This is a genomic window from Bradyrhizobium sp. P2_E8, assembly GCF_056403875.1.
On sequence record NZ_JBFUES010001229.1, the window covers coordinates 1 to 1,929 of the forward strand.

2 protein-coding genes are annotated in these 1,929 nt (G+C 67.3%); one reads left to right on the forward strand and one right to left on the reverse strand.

Translation table 11 applies throughout. The features are described 5' to 3' along the window. Nucleotides 1-117 precede the first annotated feature (117 nt). The gene (locus AC1D00_RS38965; protein WP_477014337.1) at nucleotides 118-1,056 is read right to left on the reverse strand and encodes a GlxA family transcriptional regulator; all 939 of its coding nucleotides are present in this window, start codon (nucleotides 1,054-1,056) and stop codon (nucleotides 118-120) included. Nucleotides 1,057-1,150: 94 nt separating this feature from the next. On the opposite strand from AC1D00_RS38965, the gene AC1D00_RS38970 reads away from it, so the two are divergent. After that, complete coding sequence (locus AC1D00_RS38970; protein WP_477014338.1) at nucleotides 1,151-1,837, forward strand: DJ-1/PfpI family protein; 687 nt, start codon at nucleotides 1,151-1,153, stop codon at nucleotides 1,835-1,837. Nucleotides 1,838-1,929: the final 92 nt, after the last annotated feature.

Sequence of the window (1,929 nt, forward strand, 5' to 3'; positions counted from 1 at the left end):
TCGTGCTCCTGCCCATCTGAAGGCGGACATTCGCTTTGCGCATTGTCGACGTCCACTTTCGTGGCAACGCGGACCTCGCGATCATGCACGCGCGCGGCACATTTACGAGCGCACCACCTATCCCGCCCGCGCCGCGCGCCGCAGCGCCTGGGGCGGCTGACCGAAGGCGCGAATGAAGGCGCGCCGCATCCGCTCGGGGTCGCGGAATCCGGTCGCCTCCGCGACGAGCTCGATCGCCTCGCGCGAAGACTGCACGCGCTCACGCGCGACCTCGATCCGTAAGCGCTCGATCGCTTTCGACGGCGTCGTGCCGGTCTCGGCGGCAAAGGCACGGGCGAAGTGCCGCGCGCTCATGCCGGCGCGATCGGCGAGCTCCTCGACCGTAAGCGGCGCATCGAGATTTTCGCGGGCCCAGGACAAGAGCGCACCGAACCGGCCGTTCGGCGCCTTCAACTCCAGCAGCGATGAGAATTGCGACTGGCCGCCGCTGCGGCGATGATAGAGCACGAGCTGGCGCGCGGCCGCCTGCGCGATCTCCTCGCCATGGTCCTCCGTGACCATCGCCAGTGCAAGGTCAATACCCGCCGTGATCCCCGCCGACGTCCACACATTGTCGTCGCGGGTAAAAATCTGGTCGGGCTCGAACTTCACCTTGGGATAGCGCGCGACGAAATCGCGCGTGCGGCCCCAATGCGTGGTGGCGCGGCGACCGTCGAGCAGGCCGGCTTCGGCCAGCACATAGGCGCCCGAGCAGACGCTGGCGACCCGAACGCCGCGCCGCGCCAGCCGCTGCACGAAGGCGCGCGTCACCTCGCAGCGCGCGGCATCCGCCACCCCCGCGCCGCCCGCGATGACGAGCGTCGTGATGGCGTTCGCCGACTTGAAATCGCGCGCCAACATTTCGACGCCGGACGAGCTGCGCACCGGCCCCGCATTCAYCGCCAGCACCCGCAGCGCGAGCGGCTTGCCGGCGCAGCGTGCTGCGACCTCGAACACCGAGATCGGGCCCGCCGCATCGAGCAACTGAAAATCCGGGAAGATCAGGATGCCGATCATGGTTATGTCCGAAATAGAGGGAATTACGCCATTTTGGACAGAAGGGCATCATGCCAGTTTGCCTGCGTCAAGCCCAAGATTGGAGGATCTTCCGATGTCGTCCCCGCTCCAGATCGGACTTCTGGTGTTTCCGCGCGTCACCCAGCTCGACTTCACCGGCCCCTTGCAGGTGTTCTCCGCAGTTCCCGGCGCCAGGCTGCATTTGATCTGGAAGCGGATCGAGCCGGTGCCGAGCGATTCCGTGCTGACAATGACGCCGACCACGACATTCGCCGACTGCCCGCAGCTCGACGTGATCTGCGTGCCCGGCGGCGGCGGCACCAATGATCTGCTCAATGACGAGGAGGTGCTGGATTTCCTGCGCAAGCAAGCCGAAGGCGCCAAGTACGTCACCTCGGTCTGCACCGGGGCGCTGGCGCTTGGTGCAGCCGGCCTGTTGAAGGGCTACCGCGCCGCCACCCATTGGAGCGCGATGGAGATGCTCGGCCAGTTCGGCGCAACGCCGACCAAGACGCGTGTCTGCATCGACCGCAACCGCGTCACCGGCGGCGGCGTCACCGCCGGGATCGACTTCGCGCTGACGCTGGTGTCGATCCTGGTCAACCGCACCACGGCGGAAGCGATCCAGCTCCAGATCGAATACAACCCCGCCCCGCCGTTCACGTCCGGGTCGCCCGACACCGCGCCAGCCGAAGTGCTGGCCTTGCTGAGAGAGCGCGGGGCAGCAAATCAGGCGCGCCGCCTCGAGGCGGTCAAGCGCGCGGCAGGACGGGTGATGTAGGGCGGGTTGATCTCGTGCCCCGGACGCAGCGCAGCGCTTCTTCAGCGGTGCGCTGCAGAGCCGGGGCCCAGCAGCTCAAGCTTGGCAAGAAC

What these genes read in the sequence shown, in the direction of transcription:
- AC1D00_RS38970 (WP_477014338.1), top strand. Translation starts at nt 1,151, where the DNA reads ATGTCGTCCCCGCTCCAGATCGGACTTCTGGTGTTTCCGCGCGTCACC.